Consider the following 23,168-nt stretch of genomic DNA (forward strand, 5'->3'; position numbering starts at 1 on the left):
CATAAACGTGCAACAAGGCGCAATATGACGCATGAAAAGACGATCCCGGCCGCCCGTGGCGAACTAGGGCACCTCCAATAACTTCAGGTCGGAGGCTGCACGCTGGGCGTGTCGATGGCGTGGCGTTGTCCTGTCGCCGCTGAAGCCGCTCCTACAGGGGCACGGCGCGCACGCTGTAGGAGCGGCTTCAGCCGCGACAGGAGAACGGAGTGGCCTTCAACGGCAAGGCGTCGAGCCGAAACAAGAAAACCGGCGACGCACGCGCGCTCAAAGAATCAGGAGGCTGGCGCACGGCGCCTGCATGGCGCCGCCCTGCCCCACCCTGCAGGTGCGGCGACATCGCCGCTTGCGCGACTGGATGACAGTGCCGCGCAGCCGGCGTCACTCCCCACGGCCGTCCGCCGCCAGCGGCAGGCGCAGCGTGGCCACGCTGCCGGGCGCATCCGCGCGCGCCTCCAGGCTCAGGCTGCCGCCTTGCGCCTCCAGGATCTGCCGCGACAGCACCAGGCCGATGCCCGAGCCGCCGGGTTTGGTGGTGAAGAACGGCACGAACAGGTTGTCGCTGGGCGGCAGCCCGGCGCCGCCGTCCACCACTTCGATCGACGCAGTGCCGCCGTAGCCGCGCGCGCGCAGCGTCACCGGCGCGCTGCCGCCGGACTCCAGGCCGTTGCGCAGCAGGTTGATCAGGACCTGCTCGAGTTGGTCGGCATCGGCGCGCAAGCGCAGCTGCGGCGCGATCTCGACCCGCACCCGCGCATCGCCGAGCAGCCGCTGCACCCGCGCGCACAGCGGTGCCAGTTCCACGGTGGCCGGCACCGGCGCCGGCAACCTGGCCAGACGCGCGTAGCCGCCGAGGAAGCGCTGCAACGCGGCGCTGCGCTGTTCGATCACGCCCAGGCCATTGCGCAGGTCGGCGTGCAGTTCGGCGTCGAGCGCGTGCGGCGCGGCCGCCAGCAAGCGCCCGAGCGTATCGGCGATCGAACCGATCGGCGCCAGCGAGTTGTTGATCTCGTGGCCAAGCACGCGCAACAGGCGACGGAACGCCTGCGCTTCCTCTTCGCGCAACGCGCGCTCCATCGGCTGCACCAGCAGCAGCCGCCCGGCCTGGCTGCGGCTGCGCAAGGCGGCGTGGCCGATCTGCCAGCGCCCGTGCTGGCCGGCGAAGGCATGCGCGTGGATGCTGCCGGAGGGCAACGCGAACAGGCCGGCCAGGCCCAGCGCCTGCGCCGACTGCCCGACCAGGTGCTCAGCGGCGGCGCCGAGCAGGCGCTCGCCGGCCGGGTTGACCAGGCGCAGGCGCTGGTCCTGTTCGAACGCGAACACCGCCCCGTCCAGCGCCGCCAGGGTCTTGCTCAGCAACTGCAGGCTCTCGTGCGAATCGCGCTGCTCATCCTGCAGCCGCTGCGCCAGGGCGTTGAAGCGCTGCAGCAGGCCCTCGCTGTCGCGATCGCGTGCGTCCTGCGCCACGCGCACGCTGTAGTCGCCCTCGCGCAGCGCCTCGAGCAGGCCGCCGAGGGTGCGCAGGCGCTGGCCGGCATCGCGCTGCTGCCAGCGCCACACCGCGGCCGTCAGCGCCAGCACGCACAGCATCAGTACGGCGGCTTCGGGTGGCCGCGGCGTGCCGACCACGAGGACCAGCGCCAACGCCAGCAGGGCCGGCGCCGCCAGCCACAGCGGGCGCCGCCGTTGCCGCTCAGCCGCCGTCATCGCTGCGCAGGCCGTGCTTGCCCAGTCGCCGGTACAGGCTCTGCCGGGTGATGCCGAGCTGATCGGCGGCGCGCTGCAGATTGCCCTGCTGCTGCGCCAGCGCCTGGCGCAGCAGCAGCGCCTCGGCTTCTTCGAGGGTCAGTTGGGTGGACAAGGCCGGCGCGGCGCCTGCCGCCGGCTGCAGGCGCAGGTCGTCGCTGCCCAGCGTCGCGCCGTCGGCGAGCAAGGCGGCGCGTTCCATCGCGTGCGCCAGTTCGCGCACGTTGCCGGGCCAGGCGTAGCCGAGCAAGGCACGCTCGGCGTCGCGCGCCAGCGCCGGCAGCGGCCGCCGGTAGCGCGTGCAGGCGGCGGCCAGATAGTGCCGCGCCAACGGCAGGATGTCGGCGGCGCGCTCGCGCAACGGCGGCACGCGCAACTGGAAGGTGTTGAGCCGGTACAGCAGGTCCTGGCGAAAATTTCCCGCGGCCACTTCCGCATCCAGATCGGCATTGGTCGCCGCGACGATGCGCACGTCCACGCGCTGCGTGCGCGAGGAACCGAGCCGTTCGAATTCGCCATCCTCGATCGCGCGCAGCAGCTTGGGCTGCTGCTGCAGCTGCAGGTTGCCGATCTCGTCCAGGAACAGGGTGCCGCCGTCGGCCAGTTCGAAGCGGCCGGCGCGGTCCTGCCGCGCGTCGGTGTAGGCGCCGCGCACATGGCCGAACAGTTCGGCCTCGAACAGGGTCGGCGCCAGTCCGCCGATGTTGACCTTGACGAAGGCCTGCGCGCGGCGCGGCGACCACTGGTGCAGCAGTTGCGCGAGCAGGCTCTTGCCGGTGCCGTTCTCGCCCAGCAGCAACACATTGGCGCCGCTGCCGGCGATGCGCAGCAGATCCTCGACCAGGCGCTGCATCGGCGCCGATTCGGCGACGAAACCGGCGGCGCCGTCCTGCAGCAGCAGAGCCTGCGCCTCGCCGAGCCGCTGCGCGTTGCGACGGCTGCGATCCAGCGCGATGCGGCTCTCCAGCACCGCGAGCACGCGCGCGTTCTGCCACGGCTTCTCGATGAAATCCACCGCGCCGTCGCGCATCGCCGCCACCGCCAGCTCGATGCTGGCCCAGGCGGTCATCGCGATCACCGGCAAGCCCGGCCACTGCGCGGCGATCTGCGCGATCAGCGCCAAGCCTTCCGCGCCCGATGTGGTGTCGCGAGCGTAGTTCATGTCCACCAGCACCGCGGCAAACTCGTCGCCGCGCAGGCACGCCAGCGCCAACTCCGGCGACTCGGCGCCGACCATGCCGTAGCCGGCGCTCTTGAGCAGCATGCGCAAGGCCTCGCGCACGTCGGCCTGGTCGTCGACGACCAGGATGCGCGGCGGCGACACAGCCGGCGACTTCATTGCCGAGATCTCATTCCGTTGCCACCCAGTTTTCCAGGCGCAGGCCGCCAACGCGCTCGAATTCGCGCACGTTGTTGGTGACCAGCACCGCATCCACAGCCAGGGCATGCGCCGCGATCAATTGTTCCAGCGCACCGATCGGGGTGCCCTTGCGCTCCAATGCGCTGCGTAACGCGCCGTAGTGGCGCATGGCGGCTTCGTCGAACGGCAGGATGTCCAGTGGCGCCAGGAACTTGTCCAGCGCCTGCCGATTGCGTGGCGATCCGCTCTTGTCCACGCCATAGGCCAATTCGGCGCCGGTGATGCTGGAAATGGCGACCTGCCCGATGCGCAACGCGGCAAAACGGTCGAGCACGCCTGGCGGACGACGATTGATGATGTAGATGCAGATGTTGGTATCGAGCAGATAGAGCGGCTGGCTCATACGGGCCATTCCTCGCGCTTCTGCTGCTGGGGTTGCTCACGCTGCAACTGGAAGCCGGGCTCGAACTCGTCCAGCGCCTCGCGCAGCAATTGCCAGGGCGCTTCCAGGGGCAACAGCAGCACGCCGTTGCCGAAACGCCTGGCGATCACCGCCTCTCCTTCGAAACGCAAGGCCTTGGGCAGGCGGACGGCCTGACTGCGCCCGGACTGGAACAGCTTGGCGGTCGTGGTCATGGCGATCCTCCAACGGAACGGATTGATATATACCGATGATATATACCACCTCGGCAGTGTCAATGCCGTCACTCGCCGTCCTGCCTGCCGAAGCCTCATTCGGCGCGCAACGCCTGCATCGGCGGCACCCGCGCGGCACGCTGCGCGGGCGCCAATGCCGCGAGCAGGCCGGCCGCGGCGAGCACCAGCAGCACCGCGCCGATCGCCAGCGGATCGGCCACCCGCACTTCGAACAGGAAGCGCTGCAGCAGCCGCGACAGCGCCATCGCCACGCCCAGGCCCAGCAGCAGCCCGACCCCGATCTGCAGGCCAGCCTCGCGCAGCACCTGCCGCCGCAGCCGCGCCGGCGGCGCGCCGAGCGCGGCGCGCACGCCGAACTCGTGCTGGCGCGCGGCCACCGCCACCGCCATCACCGCATACAGGCCGACCGCGGCCAGCAGCAGCGCCAGCGCCGCGAACAGGCCCACCAGCAACAGGTTGAGCTTCTGTTCGCCGGTGGTGCTGGCGACCAGCGCCTGCATCGGCTGCAGCTCGGCGATCGGCTGCTGCGGCGCCACTTCGCCGATCGCCGCGCGCAGCGCGCGCTCGTCGGCGCCCAGCGCGCCGGCATGCAGGCGCACCGCGTAGGTCAAGGCGCCGAAGCTGCGCATGATCTGCCACATCGGCTCGCTGATCTGCGCCAGCGGCTGATACACCGTCGGCTCCGGCGGCTCGGCCGGGCTGGTGTGGCGCACGTCGCCGACCACGCCGACCACGCGCATCGGCAACCGGTGGTTGTCGCCGTCGTCCGGGACGGTCACGATCTTGCCCAGCGCCTGGCCGTGCAGGTAACGCTCGGCGAACGATGCACTGACCAGGCAGACCTTCTCGGCGCCGGCCACGTCGCCGTCGGCGATGCCGCGGCCGGCCAGCAACGGGATGCGGAACACCTCCAGGAACTGCGGCGTGGCCACGCGGTACTGGCTGTCGATGGAGGGCGCCCCGTCCACCTCCACGCTCCAGCTCAGCCGCGTGGCCGTCGGCGGATTGCTGGACACGCCGACGCGTTCGATGCCCGGCACCTGCTGCAGCCGCGCGACGATGCGCCGGGTCTGCTCCACCGCATCGCGCGCCGTGACATAGCGCTCCTTCACCGGGGCCAGGGTGAACACCAGCGCAGCGTGGCTCTCGAAGCCCATCGGCACCTCCGCCAGCTTCTGCAGCGTCCGCGTGAACAGCGCCGCGCCGATCAGCAGCACCACCGCGATCGCCACCTGCGCGATCACCAGGCTGCGACCGAGGCGGCCGGCCTGCAGGCTCCAGCCGCCGCGCCCGCCGCCGGCCAGTTCCGTCACCAGGTTGCGGCGACGGCCGCGCACGATGCCCAGCGCCGCGGCCAGCACCGCAGTGGCGCTGCCAGCGAGCAGCGCGAACAACGCGCTGACACCGGTCAGGTGCGCGGCCTCGCCGCGCATCCACAGCAGCGGCACCCAACCGCCGAGCAGGCGCAGGCCGAGCCAGGCCAGGGCCAACCCGGCCAGGCTGCCGAGCGCGCCGATCAGCACGCCCTCGGCCAGCGCCGGCAGGCTCAGCCGCAGCCACGGCGCGCCGAGTGCGGCGCGCACCGCGCTGTCGTGGCTGCGGCCGAGCGCGCGCAGCAGCATCAGGCTGGTCAGGTTGATCGCCGCGATCAACAGCACGCAGAGCGCCGCGGCGAAGAACAGCCACAGCGTGTTGCCGCTGTAGGACGCATACAGGCTGTCCTGCAACGGCAACGCGTTGGGCGGTTCGCGCTGCAGGTCGCGCCACCAGTCGTCGGTCATGTACGGGCTGTTGCGCAGCACGCCCTTGATCACCACCGCGGTCTGCGCGGAGGCTGCCGCTACGCTGACGCCGGGCTGCAAGCGCGCCACCACGATCTCGTTGGTGGACAGGTTGGTCGCGGCCAGGTCCGGCTGCATGTTGCGGATCAGGTCGAACGATTCGGCCCAGGGAAAGTCCGCCGGCAACACGCCGACGATCTGCACCGGCTTGCCCTCCACCTGCAGCGTGCGTCCCACCGCAGCCGGGTCGCCGCCGAAATAGCGCTGCCAGAAGGGATACGCGAGGATCACCGCCTGCGGTCCGCCGGGCCGGCTCTCCTCGGCATTGAAGTTGCGGCCCGCCGCCATCGGCAGACCCAGCGTGCGCAGGAAACCTTCGTCGGCGCTGATCGCCGCCACCACTTCGCTGGCATCGCCGCGGGCGATGTTGGCCGGCACCGGAAACCCGCGCAGGATGCCGATCGCCTGCAGCCCGGACATGCGCCGCAGCGCCGGGTAATAGCCTGGCGCTGCAATGTTGTGGCCGCCGTCGGCCTGTTTGCCCAGCGTCACCAGCTGCTGCGGCTGCGGGAACGGCAGCGGCTTCAGCAGCGCCTGGTCGAGCAGCGCGAACACCGCGGTGGTGGTGGCCACGCCCAGCGCCAGGGTCAGCACCGCCAGCAGCAGGTAGCCCGGCTTGCGCGCCAGCGCGCGCCAGGACTGCCGCGCTTCGGCCAGGTACATGGCGGCGCTCATCGCGCCTGCTCCGCGCTGCGCACCGGCAAGGCGACATCCTGTTCGTGGCGCAGGCGCTCGAAGGTGTCCTCGTCGACGATGCGCCCGTCGAGCATGTGCACGATGCGCTGCGCGCGCCGCGCGAACGCCGCATCGTGGGTGACCATGCACAAGGTGGTGCCGTTGTCGTGCAGCTGTTCGAGCAGTTGCATCACCGCCTCGCCGTTGCGCGTATCCAGATTGCCGGTGGGTTCGTCGGCGAGCAGGATCGACGGGTTGCCGGCCAGCGCGCGCGCCACCGCCACGCGCTGCTGCTGGCCGCCGGACAGCTGCCCCGGATAATGCTTGTGGCGATGGTGCATGCCGACCAGCTCCAGCACCTCGCGCACGCGCTGGCGGATCTGGCCGCGCTCGGCGCCGTCGCGGTAGGTCAGTGGCAGCGCCACGTTCTCTTCCACGGTGAGGTCGGCGATCAGGTTGAAGGCCTGGAAGATGAAACCGATCTCGGCGTTGCGGATGCGCGCGCGACCGACTGCGTCCAGGTCGGCGACGCTGCGGCCGTTGAGCCGGTAGCTGCCGCCGCTGGGCGCATCGAGCAGGCCCAGGATCGACAGCAGCGTCGACTTGCCGCAGCCGGACGGGCCGGTGATCGCGACGAAATCGCCGCGCGCCACGTCCAGCGCGATCTCGGCCAGGGCATGGGTCTCCACTTCGTCGGTGTGGAACACCTTGCCCAGCCCGTGCAGGCGGATCAACGGTTCGGCGGAAGGTACGGTTATTGCGGTCATTCGGGTTCTCCTGGGGCGCTAGCGTAAGCGCAGGGTGTCGTAGGCGTTCCACTGGCTGGTGTCCGACAGCACGACCGGCTCGCCGGCGCGCAGCCCGGCACGCACTTCGATGCGGTCGCTGGACGCGGCGCCGAAGCGCACGCCGATGCGTTGCGCGCGGTCGCCGCCGTCGCGCAGCACGAACAGGGTGCCGGCGGTGTTCGGCGCGGCCAGCGCCGGGCGCGGGATGCTGACCACGTCGCGCAAGGTGCCCAGCACGATGCGTCCATCCACCGACAGGTCCGGGCGCGCGCCCGAGGGCAGCGGCGGCGCCAGCCGCACGTCGACCACCACGCTGCCGCTGCGCACCGCCGGGTCGATCCGCGCCACCTGCCCGGCGACCACGCCGTTGTGCGTGTCCACCGCGACCGGCAGGCCGTCGATGACATCCTTGGCCAGCAGCTCGGGCACCTGCAGCCGCGCCAGCAGGTCGTCGGGACGCGCGACCCGCGCCAGCTTGGCGCCAGCCTCCACGCGCTGGCCCGGCTCCACGTCCACCTGCTGCAGGATGCCGGCGCTGCCGGCGCGCACCTGCAGCGACGCGGCCTGCTGCGCGGCGATGGCCAGCGCGCTGGCGGCCTGCGCGCGCCGCGCCTGGGCGGCGCGCAACTGTGCGGCCATGTTCTGCCGGAACGCTGCCACGCGCTGGGTTTCGATGCCGGCGCGGCCGCGCTGCTGCGCTTCGACGATCTGGCTCTGGGTCAGGTCGATCGCCGAGATCGCGCCGCCGTCGTGGCCGCGCCGGTAGGCCTGCGCCTTGATCTGCGCGAGTTGCAGATCGGATTCGGCCTGCGCCTGCAGCGCCTGCTGGTCCAGCAATTGCGAGGCCAGCGCCGCGTGCAGCGCGGCCAGGTCGGCATCGGCGCCGGCCAGTGCGGCGCGGGCGCGGTCCAGGCCGGCATCCAGCTCGGGATTGGCCAGTTGCAGGATCAGGGTGTCGGCATCCACCCGCGCGCCGGCATCGACCAATTGCTGCTGCACGGTCGCGGTGGCGCCGGCGGTGATCCAGCGGATCTGCCGCGGCACCAGCGTGCCGTTGGCGCGGATCTCGCGGCGCATCTCGCCGCGCGTGGCCGCGTCGATCCACAGCTCGCTGCGCGCCACGCGCGGTGCGGCGCGGCCGGCGCCAAGCGCCGCCACGACCAGCACGACAGCGATGCCGGCGGCCAGCGCCAGCCAGCGGCGCTTGCGGTGCCAGAACGAACGGTTGGGAGACTTCGCGATATCCATGGCCCTTACGGAGCAGGCCGCATGCCAATCGGCGAAGCGCTCTAACTCATTGAAAGGCCTGCATGTCTCCTACGCCGGGCATGGCCGCCGCGTCCGCAAGCGGACGATCGGCGACCGATTCCGTACAGTTGCGCGGCGAACCGCGCACGCTCAGCGCTGTTTTTCGAGCGAAGCGCGGTAGCGCAGCAGGGCTTCCGGTTCGTCGGTCTGGAACGCGCCGATTCCGGCGCGATACAGCCGCCCCCACACCGCATCCGGATCGCGCAGCGCGTCGGCGTCGCCGCCGTAGCCGGCGACGAAGCCTTCCCACAGCGTGTTGACCAGCAACCGCACGTGCTGCTGCCTGGACAGTGCGGCGATCGGCGGCAACTGCTCGGCGCGCATCCGCGGCAGTTCGATCGCCACCGGGCGGACCTTGCCGCCGATCTGAGTACGCACGGTCTGCAACAGATCGTCGGTGCCCGGCGGATTGAGCAGCACCGGGGTGAAGTTGACCCGGTCGAACGGCGGCAGCGACGCCAGCGGCTGGCTGTACACGCCGACCTCGGTCTTGAGCACCACCTGGCGTTCCATGCCGGCGCGCCGCACCGCGTCCGCCACTTCCGAATAGATCGGCGCCTTGACGTCGAGATTGAGCAGGATCCGGCCCTTGGCCGCGGCCAGCATCTGCTCCAGGGTCACCGGATGCTGGTCGGTGAGCGGCGCATCGGCGCCGCCCTCGTCGTCGCGCAGGCGCAGCCGCGACAGCTGCGCCCAGGTCAGCTCGGCGACCTTGCCGCTGCCGTCGGTGGTGCGCTCGACGGTGGCATCGTGAAACATCACCAGGGTGCCGTCGGCGGCGCGGCGGATGTCGGTCTCCAGCATGTCCACGCCCATCGCCACGCAACGCTCCAGGCCGGACAAGGAGTTCTCCGGCGCATGGCCGGGGAAGCCGTGCGCGGGCGCCGGATTGTGGCAACCGCGATGGGCGACGACGAAGATGCCGCCGGCGGGATCGGCCAGGCGCGCCTGGCTGGCGGCGCTGCCGGCAGGCGCGGCAGCGACGGGACCGGTCAGTGCGCTGCCCAGCAGCAGCAGCGGCAACAGAGGGGATTTCATGGCGATGGGCATCCGAAGAAGAGAAGGTGTTTAAAGCGAGGGCGTGAAGCGGATGCCGAACCAGTAGGTGGTCGGCACCGAGTAGGTGTCCTTCAACAGGTTCTCGCCCGGCCCGGTCACGCTGGTGATGCGGCTGTGGGTGACGTTGCTGACCTGGCCGACCACACTGACCTGCTTGTTGACCGCATAGGTCGCCGACAGATCCAGCTGCGAGCGCGGCGCCCAGTACAGATCCTGCCAGCCGATGTTGCTGACGATGGCGCGCAGCGCCTTGCCCTGGCGGTTGTAGGCCGCGCGCAGTTCCAACCCGCCGATGCTGTAGAACAGCGAGGCATTGGCGGTGTAGCCGGGCTGGCCGACCAGGCGATCGACGCTGCGCTGGCGCTGGCTCACGTTCGGTGCGGTGCCGACGCTGTACGGCACGTCCATGTCGCCGTCGAGCAAGGCCAGGTTGGCGCTGGCGCCGAGCCCGGACAGCGCCGGCACGCCGGGCAGCAAGGTGTTGAGCACCGCGCTCAGTTCCAGGCCGCGGATATGCGCCTTGGACGCATTGGCCGGTGTGCTGATCAGCACGTTCGAATAGGTGGTGCCGTTGTAGCTGAACTGGTCGGTGCGCGACAGGGTGAAGATCTCGTCCTGGATACGCTTGTTGAACACCGCCGCCGCGAGCATGCCATCGACCGCGTCGGGCAGGCGCCATTCCAGCGACAGGTCCAGGTTGGTCGACACGCGCGGCTTGATGTCCGGATTGCCCACGGTCACGGTCACGCCCTGCGCGTTGGGGTTGCCGGCATCGGTGCTGTTGACGAAGCCGATCGAGGTGCGCGCGGCATAGGCGTCGTACGGCGGGCGGCCGAGCGTGCGGCTGGCGCCGGCGCGCAGGTCGAGGCTATCGCTGAGGTGGTAGGTCATGATCGCCGACGGCAGCAGGTTGGCGTAGTGCGAATCGGTCGGCGCATCGACGTAGACGTACTTGCCGCTGGCCGTATCCAGCTGGCGCTGGCGGCCGACGGTGGACTGGTCGGTGTCGTCGTAATGCAGGCCGGCCTGGACGTTGAACGCCTCGGCGCGATAGCTGACCAGGCCGTAGGCGCCGAAGATCTTTTCGCTGTGGCTGAAGTTGTCCTGGTTGCTGAAGGCCGATTGGTCGGTGCTGTTGAACGCGCTCAGCGGCGTGGACTGCAGCACGCGCCGTGCCTTGTTCGGATCGATGGTGATCAGGTTCAGGCCCAGATAGCGCAGCGGCGCGTTGGAGGGCGCCAGCACGTCGGCGATGTTCAGTGCCGGCGCGCTGCGGTTCGGCTCGTAGTCGTCGCGGTAGATGTCGAACGACGGCTTGTCGGTGGTGTACGACAGGCCGGCGCCGAAGCCCAGGCCACGGTCCTGTTCGCCCTGGTTGAAGCCGTAGTCCAGGCGCCCGGTGAGGATGCGGTCGCGCGCGCTGCGTTTGTAGTCCGGGCGCCAGTACAACAGGCTGTAGTTGTCGTAGTTGTAATAGGCCTGCGATGCCACCGGGAAGCGCTGGTTCAACGCCGAGGTGTCGTAAGTAAAGGCGTAGTTGGCGCTGGGAACGACGGTGACCCCGGGGCCGGTCTGGCCGACCGCGACCGCCGCCGGGCGCGAGGCGCCAGTGACGTACTTGAACATCTGGATCGGCTCGTCGTAGGTCGCATCCGACCACGAGCCGCGCGCGGAGAACACCTGCCGGTCGTCCGGCCGCCATTCCATGCCGGCCTGGCCGAGCTTGGTGCGGGTGGTGGTGACCTGGCTGGAATAGCCCACCTCGATGTCGCCGGCCGGATAACTGCCGGAGGTCGCGGTCTGGTTGGCGACGCGGTTGCGGTTGCGCGGATCGATGATCAGTTCGTTGCGCTGCATGTCGTCCTTGAAATAGTAGTAACCCGCGGTGACGTAGGCTTGCAGGTCGGCGCTGGGACGCGCTTCGAACTTGCCGGTCAGCCCGTAGCGGTCGCGCTTGTCCATCACGTACCAGTACTTGTCCTGCTGCGGCACCGCCCAGCCGTTGCCGAGGTTGCTGCCGCTTTGCAGCACGCCGTTGTCGTCGTAGAGCCCGTAGTGCACCGTGTCGGTGGTCATGTGGGTTTCGGTGTAGCTGCTCAGCGTCTGGTAGTTGCCCGACAGGGTCAGCCCGTATTGCCGCTCGCTGCCGAAGGTGGTGCTGCCGGTGGCGCCGAGGCGGTAGCCGGGATCGTCCTGGTCGCGCGGCTTGCCGACGTCGTTGGCATGGCCCAGCGACGCTTCGCTGGTGAAGAACGGCTTGCCGCCGTTCTCGAACGCGCTGCGCGTGCGCAGGTTGATCGCGCCGCCGGTGGCGTTGGGATCCAGGTCGGGGGTGAAGGTCTTGATCACCTGCAGTTCACTGACCATCGAGGCCGGCAGGATGTCCAGGCGCACGCCGCGGGTGATCGAGCCGAGCGTGCCGTTCGGCGTGCCCGGCGAGGCCACGGTCAGGCCGTCGATGGTGACGTTGTTGTAGGACGGGCCGAGGCCGCGCAGCACCGGCGTGGCGGCCTCGTCGCGCGGATGCTCGTTGTCGGTCGCCGGCAGCACCGATAGGCCGGGGATGCGCCGCAGCGCCTCGACGATGGTGGTGTCGGGCAGCGCGCGCACATCGGTGGAACTGACCACGTCGGTGATGTTGGTCGCCGCGCGCTTGCTCTCCATCGCCGCGGCATTGGCCTTGCGCACGCCGGTGACGACGACGCTATCCAGGGTCTTGGCGGTGTCGGCAGCCGGCGGCGCTGAAGACGCGGTATCGGTGCCGTCGGCGACCGGCGGCAACGGCGTCGCCGCCTGTTGCGCGAGGGCGGCCTGGCAACTGGCGGCAAGCAGGCACACCAGCAACGTGCGCTGGTGGCGATGGTGCAATCGCGTCATCTCGTATCCCCTGGAAAATGTCGAAATAATTACTAACTTCAAGATAGTTAATTTTATCCAGGGGGCGATGACAGGCCCATGTCATGCGGCGGACAATTGCGAGTGCCCGGGGAGTGACTGTCGATCCGTTGCTGCGGCATCGGCCGCGCGGTGAACCGAGTGGTCCAGAGCGTTGCACGGTGCACGGTGAGCGGTGAGCGTGAGCGGAAGTCTGATGGCTGATATCCGAGGCTGCGCCCGTACCCTCATCCGCCCCTGCGGGGCACCTTCCCCCAAAAAGGGGGCCATGGTCCCGGTGGGAGAAGGAACAGCCCAGCCCCTCTCCCATCGGGAGAGGGGTTGGGGTGAGGGTACGGCGCGAAAGCGACGCGCGACGTTTGGATGCACGAGGCTGCGCCACCGCCATGGCCCAGCTCGGCGCGTAGCGCATCGGCGGCGGTTGCGCGCCAGCACGACCGTCCAAAACGACGATAGGGCCGCAGGGGCCCTATCGTCGTTTTCGTTGCACGCGCCTGGTTGGCGCGTCGTCGGCTAAGGCTGTACGACGCTGATCGTGCCCGGGTTGCTGCGCCCCACCCCGCGCAGGTCGGGACGGTACATGTCCTCGACCAGCGGCGGCGGCACCGTGTAGGTGCCCGGGGTCACCGCGCGCACCAGGTAGAACACCTGCGCCTTGCTGCCCGCCGACAGGCCCAGCGCGGCCACGTAGCGGTCGTCGCGGAACTCCTCGTGCTTGACGTCGGCGGCGTTGGAACGGTCGCTGATCTCGATGCCGTCCACCACCACGTCGGACCACTGCTTGGCGTCGCCCAGGTTGAAGTTCTCGATCTCCAGACCGGCCGGCAGCAGGTCGGTCAGCAGCGCGTCGGGCATGCTCTCGTTGGAGGTCATGGTGACGCGCACGATCAGCGCCTCGCCTTCCTTCAGCGGCCGCGGCGTCCACGGCTTGCCGTCGGTGCCGTACCACTCGCGTTCCACCTTCAGCGTGCTCTCGTCCACGCCAGGCGCGGTGCGCGGAATGCCGGCGATTTCCAGGCTGGCATACATCGGCGCCTCGCCCTGCGGCACGAAGCTGACCCCGCGCGCCAGTTCGGCCTCGCCGAACTGTCGGCCGAAGGCCTTGGCCGCGCCGATCGCCTCGCTGCTGTCGCCGATCGCCAACTGGCCGGACACCAGCTTGCTCTGGTTGGCCAGCAGCGCCTTGCCCATCCGCGCCAGCGCCACCTGCTCCTGGGTGCTCAGCCACAGCCAGCCGCCGCGGCGGCGCGCATCGATCTCGCGGCCCAACGACACCGCCCGCGCGTCGTACTCGGGCTTGGCCAGGCCGCGCTCGTGCAGCAGCGCGATCATCAGCGCGTCGTCGCGGATCACGCTGCCGTAGTCGCCGAAGTAGCGCGGACGGTCGGCGTTGTCCTTGGCGAACCCGGCCGCGATCGCCGCGTCGCCACGCTTCTTGTCGCCCTGCAGCGACAGCGCCACGCCCAGGTGCACCAGCGGCAGGCCGGTCAGCGCCTTGCCGCGGTCGTTGTCGTACAGCGCGCGCAGCGTGCCCAGCGGCGCGCGGTTGACTCGCGCCAGCACATAGCCGGACCAGGCCTGGTTGGCGAACTTCAGGTTCTCGCGGCGGTCCTGGCCGTAGAAGTTGTTGCCGCCGGACAGCAGGTCCTCGCTGAGCCGGTTGAGCGCCTTCTGCAGCACGTTGTCGGGCACCGCGAAGCCGGCGTCCTTGGCGTCGAGCAGGAACTCGGCGATATACGGGGTCAGGCCCGGGTTGACGTAGCCGTCGTCGCCCCACATCGAGAAGTGGCCGCTGGAGATCTGCATCGAAGCCAGCCGGCCGAACGCGCCTTCCATGCGCTCGCGGCGGGTCGCCGCGTCCAGGCCCTTGGCGCCGAGCGTCCTGGCGGTGGCGTCGTCGAGCAGCAGCGCGGCGTAACCCTTGCTGGTGGTCTGCTCGGCGCACCCGTACGGGTAGTTCAGCGCGCCCTGCAGCGCGCTGGCGAACGGGATCGGCGGCAACGCGCTGACCAGCATGCGCGCGTTGACCGAACCGGCCATCAGCCCTTCGGCATCGCCCATGCCCAGCGTCACCGGCGCCAGCGGATCCAGCACGCGGGTCTGCGCACGCAGCACCGCCGGCCACGCCGCGCGCACCGGCAGGTCGTAGCGGCGGTCGACGTTGAAGCCGTTGCCGTTCACCCGCACCCGCACCTTGGCCACGGTGTAGCCCTCCTGCGCCACCAGCGGGAAGCTGAGCGTGGCCTTGGCGTCCTTGCCGAGCTTGGCGCTGCGCGCGTTCTCGGCGATCGCCAGCGGACCTTCGCCGTCCACCTGCACCTTGAACTCGCCCGCTTGCCCGGTGAAGTTCTGCACGTCCAGGGTGACCATACTGCGGTCGCCCGGCGCCATCACCCGCGGCATGCTGGCCTCGGCCACGATCGGCGCGCGCACCAGGGTCTCCACGTCGCGGTTGCCGTAGCGGTCGTCCGAATACACCAGCGCCGACACCCGCAACGTGCCGTTGAAGTCCGGCACCGGCAGTTGCACCCGCGCATTGCCCTTGGCATCGAGCTTCACCGAACCGGAGAACAGGTCCACGGTCTGCACCCGCGCGGTCGGCCGCTTGGCCTGCGGCAATGCCGCCAAGGCCATGTCGCCGCCGAAGCGCAGCTTGCCGGTGCCGCCTTCGAAGCTCTCGATCACGCGGCCATAGATGTCGTAGGCGTCCACGCCCAGGCGCCGCTGCGCGAAGAACTGCGCGTTGGCGTCGGGCACCGGGAAGCGGGTGATGTTGAGGATGCCCACGTCCACCGCGGAGATGGTCACGTGCGCCTGCTTGCCGGCCAGTTCCGGCACGCTGACCGTCACCGGCAGCGGCTGCTCCGGACGCATCTGCTTGGGCGCGACCAAGCCCACCGCCACGCGCCGGCTCTTGCGCTCCATCGGCACGAAGGCCACGCCGACCGCACGCGCCGGGGTGATCTTGCTCGGCGCCGAGCCGCCACGGAACACCAGCGCGGTGACGTAGACGTCGTGGCGCTCCCATTCTTTGGTCACCGGGATTTCGAAGGTGCTGCCCGGCTTCACGTCGATGTCCTGCACGTACAGCATCTTGTCGCTCTCGACCATCAGCACGCCGGGACCGGCATGCGGCGGGGTCAGAGTGACCTTGAGCGTGTCGCCGGCCTTGTAGCCGGTCTTGTCCAGCGCCAGCTTGACCTTGTCCGGGCGCGCATCCAGGCCGCGGTTCTCGTCGCCCCAGCTCCAGCCGGCGTGGAACGGATAGCGCGTGGTCAGGCCGGTGGCCGGGTCGAACACGTCCACCCGGTACTCGCCCCACTCCACCGGGAAGTCGAACTTGGCGGCGACGCTGCCGGCGTCGACGGTGAGGGTCTGCTTGTTCTCGAAGCGGCGGGTGAAGTCGTAGTCCCAGCGGTTGTCGGTGAATGCCCAGTGGTAGTCGCGCAGCTCACGCACCAGGGTCACCTTCAGGCCCTTGGCCGGCTGCGGCTTGCCCTGCGCATCGACGCGCATCACTTCGAAGCGCGCATTGGCGTTGGCGTCGGCGCCGTCCTTGTCGTCGAACAGCGGGCGCACGCCGACCAGCGCCGGCGCCGGCCACAGCACGCGCTTGAGCGTGCGGGTGACGGTGCGGCCGCCGGTCTCGTACACGCTGGCCGAGACCAGCGCGGCGATGGTGCTGGTCGGCTTGGCCTCGTCCGGCAGCGCGATATCCTCGGCGATCTTGCCGTCGGCGCCGAACTCGGTATCGATCACGTCCTTGGCTTCGCGCGGCAGCTGCAGCGTCGGGTCGCCGAAGAAGTAGCCCGGCAGCGCTTCCACCGGATGCTGCTCGACCGCCACCGCCAGCTTGGCGGTGAAGCGGTTGCCGTCGGCCGGTGCGCCGTACAGATAGGCGGCGGTGGCCTGCAGCTTGAACGGCTCGCCCGGCTTGAGCGTCTTCTGCGCGCTGTCCAGGTCCAGCTTCATGCGCTCGGGCAGGAACTCCTCGATGCGCAGGGTCATGCCCTGCACCGCTTCCTTGCTGGACGGATCGGTGCGGAACTCCACCTGCCAGCGCCCGGTCGGCGCATCGGCGGGGATCAGCTGCTCGAAACTGAAATAGCCCTGCTCGCCCGGCTGCAGGCGGGTCTCGCGGAAGATCTTGCCGTCGGGCTGCTTCAGCCGCAGGAACACCGGTTGCGCGCCCTTGCCGCTGGTCGCCACCGGCTTGCCGTCGTTGTCGCGCAGCAGCGCCGACACGCGCACCGTCTCGCCAGGGCGGTACAGGTCGCGGCCGGACCAGGCGAACACGTCGAACCAGGCGTTCTCGCGTCCGGCCACGGCGAACTCGCTCAGGTCCAGCGCCGGCTGGTTGAACGGCAGCATCGACAGGTCGGTGCCGCTGCGCGCCACCAGCACCTGGCCGGCATCGAGCGTGTAGTTCAGCAGCGCATTGCCGTTGGCGTCGGTCTCGCCCTTCAGGAACAGCTCGCCGTCGGCGTTGAGGACGCGCAGTTCCACCTTCTTCAACGGCTCGCCGCTCTGCAGCGAGGCGGTGTGCACGAACAGCTTGTCCTTGTAGGCGCGCGCGTGCAGGCCGATGTCGCTGACGGTGAAGAACGCGGTGTCGTATTCGTTCTCGAACCGGCCCGGGCGCTTCATCACCGCGAAGTACAGGCCCGGCTCCTGCAGTTCCTTGATGTCCTGGATCGGCAGATAGGTCAGCGCGCGCTCGTTCTTGTCGCCGCCGAGCACGAACCGGTTGACGTACACCGACTCGGCCAGCTGCGAAATCGGCGTGTGGTCACTGTAGTCGCTGTCCATTTCCCAGCTGCCGCGGCGGCCGCCGCGCTGGTACTGGGCGAAGAACGCCGGCAGCGAGCCTTCCTTGACCCGCATGAACTCCACGTCCACTTCCGGCACGTTGAGCGAGACCACCGGCAGGCCGCGGCTTTCGCGCGCCGGCAGCACGCTGCCCTGCGAGGCGAAGCCGACCGCCGGCTCCAGTTCGCCGGTATAGACCTTCTGCTTGAGCGGCTTGCCCAGGCGGCTGCCATCGGCGGCGAGCAGGTCGGCGGAGATCAGCACGGTGTAGTCCTTGGCCGCCTCCACGTACGGATAGCGCAGGGTCTTGCCGTCGTCGGACAGCGACCAGGCGCTCTCGTCGGTGCCGACCTTCTCCTCGAAGCGCACCAGCTTGTCGAAGTCCTGGGTGCCGACCAGCGGCCGCGAGAACTCCAGCGCCAGCGACAGCCCGTCGCCCTTCTGGTCGGGATAGGCGCGGACCAGGCCGAAGCCCTTCATCGCTTCCTTTTGCCCCTTGACCGGCTCGCCGCTGGCGTCGGGCAACTGCCCGGATTCGTTGCGCTTGCAGCCGCCCAGCGCCAGCGCCAGGCCCAGCAGCAGGAAGGTGCTCAACAGCCCGGCGCGCAGGAGGCGCCACTGCCGCTTCGAATCCGTGTGCATACGTTCGCTCCGTGAAAGTGGCGGGAGTATAGAACGCGGACGCGACGGCCGGAGGATCGAAATTGCGATTGCGCGCGCGGCGATCGCCGGCGCGTGGCCAGGCGGTCGCGGATGGCGCTGGGCGAGCGCTGCCGGACCTTGCCGGCGGCGATTTTTGCGCGCCGGTTGGGGGTGCATGGTGGCACGCCCGGCGCTCGTGCTTCCTCCGGCCGACATGCCATCGTCGGCGCAGCGCATCGCCGTGGAAACAGCCAAGGAGGCAACAGATTCGCCGAGCCCCGGATGCAGTCGGGACTGAAGTCCCTCCCACAGTGCACCCGGCCGGATGGCCGCGAGTTTCCCTGTAGGAGCGGCTTCAGCCGCGACGCGCGAAGTCTGGAGTCGCGCAGGTTCGGCAATCGGTCCGGGCTGAAGCCCCTCCTTACAGTGCACCCGGCCGGATGGCCGCGAGTTCCTGTAGGAGCGGCTTCAGCCGCGGCGCGCGAAGCGGCGATCGCGCCGTCGCCTCAACGCAACAGGCGCTGCATGTACAGCGCGATCAGCCGTGGCCGGTCCAGCGCCAGGCAGACCTGGGCGTCAGGGGTGCCAGCCGCGGCATGGCCGCGCTCCGCCGCGGTGCCGACGGCGGCAGCGCCGCCGGCTGCGCTCGCGCCGGCCGGCACTTCCCGCGTATACCCCTGATCGTCGACCGCGATGCGCAGCGGCACCGTCGGGCACAGGCTCGGATCGAGCAAGTACGCCACCGGCACCACGTCGAACAGGGTCGGGGTGGCGCTGGCCCAGGGCTGGTCGGTGTCGCGCCACTGGTAGTAGAGCTGGGTCAGCGCGTCGGTCAGCGGATCGCCATGCGCGAACAGCGCGACCCGCTCCGGTTCCTCCAGGGTCACCTGGGTCGCATCCAGCGGCAGCATCACGATCGGCACCCCGGCCGCGAACACGCGCTGCGCGGCGCCGATGTCGGAGACGATGTTGTATTCCGGCGCAGGCGCGCTCGGCGGCCGGTAGCGCGACTTGCCGTAGCCCGCACGCACCGAGCCGCCCATCAGCACCACCTGCCGGAGCTGGGCGAAGCCCTGCGGGTCGCGCTGCAGCGCGCGCGCCGCGTCGGTCAGCGGTCCGAGCACCAGCAAGGTGACCTGCCCGGGATGGCGCCGCGCCTGCGCCAGGATGACGTCCGCCGCATCCGGCGCCTTGCGCGGCAGCGTGCCCTGCGTCGCCCAGCGTGCCTGGCTGAAGGGGATGGTGCTGGTGGTCTTGTGGCCGATCGCCAGCGGGATCTCGCTGCGCCCGGCCTGCTGCAACAAGCGCTGCAGCAACTGCGCGCGCAGTGCGGTGTCGCCCCAGGCCGAGGCGATGCCGAGCACGTCCAGTTCCGGGCTGCGCAGCAGCAGCGCCAGCGCGAACGCATCGTCGATGTCGTCGCCGACGTCGGTGGACACCACCACCTTCTGCGCTGGCGGCGCGGCCGCAGGCGCCGCCGCGGCGGCCGCCGCTGCCAGGGCCAGCAGCGCCAGCGCCCCCCACCGTTTCAGACTGCGCATGCGCGCCTCCCCTAAAAAGAAACCGCCGGCATGATAGCCGGCGGTTCCTGGTACATCGCAACGCCGACCCGCGGATCAGAAATTGGCGCGGAACTGCGCGCCGACGATGCGCGGATCGTTGATGAAGCCGGTGAGGTTGTTGAAGTCGATCGCACCGGTGGCGCGGATCTGGTTGGTGCAGTTGCGGCAGAACACCGACACCTCGTACGCGCCGGCATCCCAGTTGTAGCCGATCTTGGCGCCGCCCTCGAGCAGCGGCTGGCCGACGAACTCGCGCGAGTCGTACAGGAAGAAGTTGATCTCGCTGCGGTAGGACCAGTCGGTGTAGAAAAAGAACTCGGCGTCGTCGCCGACCGGGATGCCGTAGCGCAGGGTCGCGTTGCCCATCCACTTGGCCGCCTGCGGCAGCACGTTGCCGTTGATGATGGCGTTGCCGGCGGCGTTGAGCGGATCGGTCACGGTGCAGGTGCGGCACACGCCGACCGACAGGGTCGGATCCTCGATGCGGGTCCAGTTGTAGGCGCCGCCCAGGGTGAAGCGCAGGTTCTGGGTCAGCAGCGCTTCGAAGTCGAACTCGGCGCCGCGCGCCTTGGAGGTGTCGGCGTTGAGCAGGCGCACGTCGTTGGAGCTGCCGCCGACCGCGGTCAGCTGCTGGTTCTTCACCCGGAAATCGTAGACGTCGAAGCTGAGCCGCGCGCGCTTGTCGAACAGGTCGGACTTGATGCCGATCTCGTACGAATCCACGGTCTCCGGCGCGGCCACGGTCAGCGGCGCGGTCGCCGACGGCACGCCGAAGCTGGCGCCGCGGAAACCGCGCGCGGCGCGGGCGTAGACGTTGACGTTCTCGTTGATGGTGTAGGTGGCGCTGGCGTCGCCGGTGACCTTGGAGTTGTCGGTGCTGCCGGTGGACGGCTCGAGCAGGGTGACGCGGTCCAGCGCCAGCACGTCGAAGGTCTTCTTGTCGTAGGTGTAGCGGATGCCGGCGCGCAGGTCCAGGCGATCGGTGGCCGCGTAGTTCAGCGAGCCGAACGCCGCCCACGAGGTGTTGCGCTGGCGGGTCAGCTGGTAGCTGCTGAGGGTGCCGCCGCCCAAAGTGTTGTAGGTGTAGTTCTCGCCTTCCACCGAATCGTGGAAGTAGTACAGGCCGGCCTGCCAGTTGACCGGGCCGCTGTACTGCGACTCGGCGCGCAGCTCCTGCGAGTACTGGTCCAGGTTCTTGATGCCGCCGGCGGTCTCCACCGGGAACGCGATCACGCCCGGGCCGGACGGCGGCGCGAACACCGCGCCATAGCCGCCGTCGATGTCGCCGCGGCTGTAGTACTTGCCGATGCCCTCGTAGCCGGTGATCGAGTGCAGCACGATGTCGCCCAGGTCCCAGGTCAGGTTGGCGCTGCCGCCGTAGGTCTGCAGTTCCTGGGTGTTCTGTCCGTCGATGGACACCTTGTCCGGGTCGAAGCCGGCGACCAGCTTGTTGCTGCCCGGCCGGAAGATGTTGGCGCGGAACAGCCGCGCGGTGCCGTCCAGATGCCGCGCATGCGCGTTGAACAGCGCGCTGAAATCCTCGCCCGGCTGGAACAGCAGCTGCACCCGCACCGCCGAGTCGGTGTAGCCCTCGAACGAACGGTTGTCCACGGTGTTGTCGACCCAGTCGTCGCGGCGCTGGCCCAGCGCCGACACGCGCGCGGCCCACTTGTCGCCCATGGCGATGCTCAGACCGGTTTCCATGGTCATGGTGCCGTAGGTGCCGTAGGACAGGCTGGCGTAGCCGTCGTTGGCGCCGATGCTGGGCTTGACCGAGTTGAACTTGACCACGCCGGCGGGGGTGTTGCGGCCGAACAGCGTGCCCTGCGGGCCGCGCAGCACTTCCAGGCCTTCCAGGTCGAAGATCGGGAAGCCTTTCAGGAACGCGTTCTCGGCCACCACGTCGTCGTACACCAGCGACACCGGCTGCGAGGCGTAGGTGTTGAAGTCGGTGTTGCCGTAGCCGCGGATGTAGAAGCGCGGGAACACGCGGCCGTTGGAGGATTCGACATTGAGGCTGGGCGCCTTGCCGGCCAGCACGCGCACGTCCGAGCCGCTGGTGGCGATCGCGTCCAGGTATTCCGGGCGCAGTACGCTGGCGGAGATCGGCACGTCCTTGGAGTCTTCCGAACGCCGTTCGGCGGTGACCTTGACCGTATCCAGGCGGGCGACCCCGTCCGTGCTGTCCGCCTGCTGGGCGGCGGCGGAGAACGAGAGAGCGGAAACGACGGCTACGGCAAGTGCGCTGGTGCGCAGCGACCAACTGGCGGACATGGGAACTCCGGAGTGGAATGGGCAGGAGCGAATGCGCGTCGCCGGCAAGCGATGCCGCGCCGCAACATAATTAACACAAAATACACACGCTGTGCATGTCCCGGACACTTGAACGTGTTAAGGGTGAGGGTGCTGACACAGGCCGTGCGCGGTCCCGATGGCCCTGTCACACCATCAATCGCATGCGCGCGCCGCCCGCCCCTGTAGGAGCGGCTTCAGCCGCGACAGGAACTGCGGCAAGACCATGTCTTCGGTGAGATCATGTCGCGGCTGAAGCCGCTCCTACACAAAACGAAACTCCGGGAGTTGCGCCATCACGGCGCCACCGCCCCGCCGCCGGCGCAGCCGGCTCAGCAACTCTCGCCCGGCACCCGCACCCAGCCTTCCATCAGCACCCGCGCGCTGCGGCTCATGATCGCCTTGGTGACGCTCCACTGGCCGTCCGCCTGCTGCTGCGCTTCGGCGCCGACCCGCAAGGTGCCGGAGGGATGGCCGAAGCGCACCGCCTGGCGCGCGCCGCCGCCGGCCGCGCGGTTCACCAGCGTGCCCGGGATCGCCGCGGCGGTGCCGATCGCCACCGCGGCGGTGCCCATCATCGCGTGGTGCAGCTTGCCCATCGACATCGCCCGCACCAGCAGGTCGATGTCGGCGGCGGCGACCGGCTTGCCGCTGGAGGCCACGTAATCGGCCGGCGGCGCGACGAAGGCCACCTTGGGCGTGTGCTGGCGCGTCGCCGCGTCTTCCAGCCTGGCGATCAGGCCCATGCGCAGCGCGCCGTAGGCGCGGATGGTCTCGAATCGGGCCAGCGCCTGCGCGTCGCCGTTGATCGCATCCTGCAGTTCGGTGCCGCGGTAACCCAACGCCTGCGCGTCGAGGAAGATGGTCGGGATGCCGGCATTGATCAGCGTCGCCGCGAAGCTGCCCACGCCCGGCACGTCCAGCGTATCGACCAGGTTGCCGGTCGGAAACATCGCCCCGTCCGCCCCCTCTTCGTCGGCAGCCGGGTCCAGGAAGTCGAGCTGGATCTCGGCCGCCGGGAAGGTCACTCCGTCAAGTTCGAAATCGCCGCCCTCCTGCACCCTGCCGTCCACGATCGGCACCTGCGCGAGGATGGTCTTGCCGATGTTGGCCTGCCAGATCCGCACCGTGACCGTGCCGTCGTGCGGAATGCGCGCCGCATCGACCAGGCCGGCGGCGATCGCGAACGGTCCCACCGCCGCCGACAGGTTGCCGCAGTTGCCGCTCCAGTCGACGAACGGACGGTCGATCGCCACTTGGCCGAACAGATAATCCACGTCGTGGTCGGCGCGCGCGCTCGGCGCCACGATCACCGTCTTGCTGGTGCTGGATGTGGCCCCGCCCATGCCGTCGATCTGCTTGGCGTAAGGATCCGGGCTGCCGATCACCCGCAGCAGCAACGCATCGCGCGCCGCGCCAGGCACCTGCGCGGCGGCGGGCAGATCCTGCAGGCGGAAGAACACGCCTTTCGACGTGCCGCCGCGCATGTAGGTGGCGGGAATGCGGAGCTGGGGAAGGTAGGGCATCAGGGCAC

The 23,168-nt window shown here is 69.7% G+C and carries 13 protein-coding genes; all 13 read right to left on the minus strand.

The window, feature by feature from the left end; genetic code table 11:
- Positions 1-381: 381 nt before the first annotated feature.
- Positions 382-888 carry a sensor histidine kinase gene (locus AB3X08_RS16045; protein WP_369938554.1) on the minus strand — a complete coding sequence of 169 codons (507 nt, stop codon included), beginning with the start codon at positions 886-888 and terminating at the stop codon, positions 382-384.
- 805 nt (positions 889-1,693) lie between these two features.
- Entirely contained in the window at positions 1,694-3,085 is a 1,392-nt protein-coding gene (locus AB3X08_RS16050) for a sigma-54-dependent transcriptional regulator (protein ID WP_369933821.1), read from the minus strand.
- Positions 3,086-3,095: 10 nt separating this feature from the next.
- Positions 3,096-3,509 (minus strand): type II toxin-antitoxin system tRNA(fMet)-specific endonuclease VapC, encoded by a 414-nt coding sequence (gene vapC, locus AB3X08_RS16055; RefSeq protein ID WP_369933822.1) that lies wholly within the window; start codon positions 3,507-3,509, stop codon positions 3,096-3,098.
- Positions 3,506-3,742, minus strand: coding sequence for an antitoxin (locus tag AB3X08_RS16060; RefSeq protein WP_369933823.1), 237 nt, complete (start codon positions 3,740-3,742; stop codon positions 3,506-3,508). Before AB3X08_RS16060 ends, vapC begins: the two co-directional genes overlap by 4 nt.
- 95 nt (positions 3,743-3,837) lie before the next feature.
- Positions 3,838-6,279, minus strand: a complete 2,442-nt coding sequence (locus tag AB3X08_RS16065; RefSeq protein ID WP_369933824.1) for an ADOP family duplicated permease — start codon at positions 6,277-6,279, stop codon at positions 3,838-3,840.
- Positions 6,276-7,046 (minus strand): ABC transporter ATP-binding protein, encoded by a 771-nt coding sequence (locus AB3X08_RS16070; RefSeq protein WP_369933825.1) that lies wholly within the window; start codon positions 7,044-7,046, stop codon positions 6,276-6,278. Before AB3X08_RS16070 ends, AB3X08_RS16065 begins: the two co-directional genes overlap by 4 nt.
- 18 nt (positions 7,047-7,064) lie before the next feature.
- A complete protein-coding gene (locus AB3X08_RS16075; RefSeq protein WP_369933826.1) occupies positions 7,065-8,315 on the minus strand; it encodes an efflux RND transporter periplasmic adaptor subunit in 1,251 nt (416 codons plus the stop codon).
- A 150-nt stretch (positions 8,316-8,465) separates the two neighbouring features.
- Positions 8,466-9,413 (minus strand): glycerophosphodiester phosphodiesterase family protein, encoded by a 948-nt coding sequence (locus tag AB3X08_RS16080; RefSeq protein WP_369933827.1) that lies wholly within the window; start codon positions 9,411-9,413, stop codon positions 8,466-8,468.
- Between the two features lie 30 nt (positions 9,414-9,443).
- Positions 9,444-12,311, minus strand: coding sequence for a TonB-dependent receptor (locus AB3X08_RS16085; RefSeq protein WP_369933828.1), 2,868 nt, complete (start codon positions 12,309-12,311; stop codon positions 9,444-9,446).
- Positions 12,312-12,842: 531 nt separating this feature from the next.
- Positions 12,843-17,780: an alpha-2-macroglobulin family protein gene (locus AB3X08_RS16090; protein ID WP_369933829.1), complete on the minus strand. Its 4,938-nt coding sequence runs from the start codon at positions 17,778-17,780 to the stop codon at positions 12,843-12,845.
- A 506-nt stretch (positions 17,781-18,286) separates the two neighbouring features.
- The gene (locus AB3X08_RS16095) at positions 18,287-19,321 is read right to left on the minus strand and encodes a nucleoside hydrolase (RefSeq protein WP_369933830.1); all 1,035 of its coding nucleotides are present in this window, start codon (positions 19,319-19,321) and stop codon (positions 18,287-18,289) included.
- A 75-nt stretch (positions 19,322-19,396) separates the two neighbouring features.
- The gene (locus AB3X08_RS16100; protein ID WP_369933831.1) at positions 19,397-21,616 is read right to left on the minus strand and encodes a TonB-dependent receptor; all 2,220 of its coding nucleotides are present in this window, start codon (positions 21,614-21,616) and stop codon (positions 19,397-19,399) included.
- Between the two features lie 350 nt (positions 21,617-21,966).
- The gene (gene prpF, locus AB3X08_RS16105) at positions 21,967-23,160 is read right to left on the minus strand and encodes a 2-methylaconitate cis-trans isomerase PrpF (RefSeq protein WP_369933832.1); all 1,194 of its coding nucleotides are present in this window, start codon (positions 23,158-23,160) and stop codon (positions 21,967-21,969) included.
- Between the last annotated feature and the right edge of the window lie 8 nt (positions 23,161-23,168).

Source organism: Xanthomonas sp. DAR 34887, from assembly GCF_041245805.1.
GTDB classification, from domain to species: Bacteria; Pseudomonadota; Gammaproteobacteria; order Xanthomonadales; family Xanthomonadaceae; genus Xanthomonas_A; species Xanthomonas_A tesorieronis.